This is a genomic window from Undibacterium umbellatum, from assembly GCF_014284125.1.
Taxonomy (GTDB): domain Bacteria; phylum Pseudomonadota; class Gammaproteobacteria; order Burkholderiales; family Burkholderiaceae_D; genus Undibacterium; species Undibacterium umbellatum.
Map to the genome: position 1 here is coordinate 1 of NZ_JACOFX010000024.1, position 1,298 is coordinate 1,298.

Genomic DNA, 1,298 nt, shown 5'->3' on the forward strand with positions numbered 1-1,298 from the left:
TTGGGCGAAATCCAGCTTTATGTTTCGCTAGATCCACATGGGTGACTGGTGCGATTCACGCAACCACACGTTGAAGCAAAAGGCACGACGGCATTTTGAAACAAACATGTGGTGGCGCAGTAAATATTATCGCGGTGTGTTGCGAGTATCTTGTTCGACTACTTGACTACCGGGGGCTAATGGGTGACCCCGGCTTTCCAAGCTTTTCGGCAATCAACACAAGGTTGGAAAGTTGCTCAAATGCGCCGTCCTATCAGGCAGGATCGGCAAAGCATTTATTAGGCTTTTAAGTCTTTCTTCCATCTCTGATGTTTTCCTAGAGTTGACGTGGTGGCAAATCCCAACGTGCCAACTCGGCGGTATCGAGCGCTCGAACGAGCTGATTCAATTCATTCTGAACATTCGAATTAATATGTTCAGAAACATCCATGTCAAATGTCAACTCCGCCCACAATTCCATCACACCAGACGCTTTGTAGAATGCGGCATCTGCGTTCTCTATTGACCGCGAAGGCTGCGCATATAAGCGTTCCAACACAGTGCGCGTCGTGTCGGTGATCTGCCGGAGTGTCTTAGTTAGAATGTGCGGGTGGGGCATTTTTTCCTTCTTTTAACAATTTTGGCTTCCGGCCAGTGCGGGGCGCGAGCGCCAGTTTGCATCATGTTTTCCTATGTGAACAGGCGAACAATTTTTATTGTTCGCCTGATTAAAAAATAATCGGTTTAGTGTTCAACTGAACCAAAACCTCCGCCGATTTTTGCAAAAATTGCTGAGCTGGCGGAGGGATTTGGTTTAACTGAACACTGAACAGGGCACGGAGATGCTGGCAAGCTTTGCACGGCCTCGGGGTGAGACCGTGCAAGTTGACTGAAATTGTCTGGCTGGCGTCGTGCATCAAACATCTACAAGCACGGCGGTCGGGTCAGAAATGTCGTAATGTAAGACTTGACCCCGGCTTTGGGGAAGGGGGAACAAAAAGTGTAGGCTCGCAAATTTGCTTTCCACTACGGCTGCTTGATCGACTCACCCATCACTGTCATATAATCGAGACTGGGAATGACAGTTACCGATTTAAAAACAGTTCAACCCAAATAACAGTAAAGGAAAAAAAGACCAAACTAGCCTCAACCTAACCCTTAAAAGACATTAAAACGAGTGGGTCAGAATTTGATGCAAATGCCGGGTCATAATCCAGCGCAAACTAACAACCCCGGCTTTTCTTACCCCGGCTTTTCAAGGGATTTGGTTTAACTGAACACTGAACAGGGCACCTACCAGATTCTTTCTTTACAAATAT

1 protein-coding gene and 1 pseudogene are annotated in these 1,298 nt (G+C 47.0%); one reads left to right on the forward strand and one right to left on the reverse strand.

The features are described from left to right. Positions 1-316 precede the first annotated feature (316 nt). Positions 317-538, reverse strand: coding sequence for a hypothetical protein (locus H8L47_RS26310; RefSeq protein ID WP_222616695.1), 222 nt, complete (start codon positions 536-538; stop codon positions 317-319). 473 nt (positions 539-1,011) lie between these two features. On the opposite strand from H8L47_RS26310, the pseudogene H8L47_RS26315 reads away from it, so the two are divergent. Next, positions 1,012-1,134, forward strand: a pseudogene (locus tag H8L47_RS26315) (ATP-binding protein); the annotation flags it as partial. Positions 1,135-1,298 lie beyond the last annotated feature (164 nt).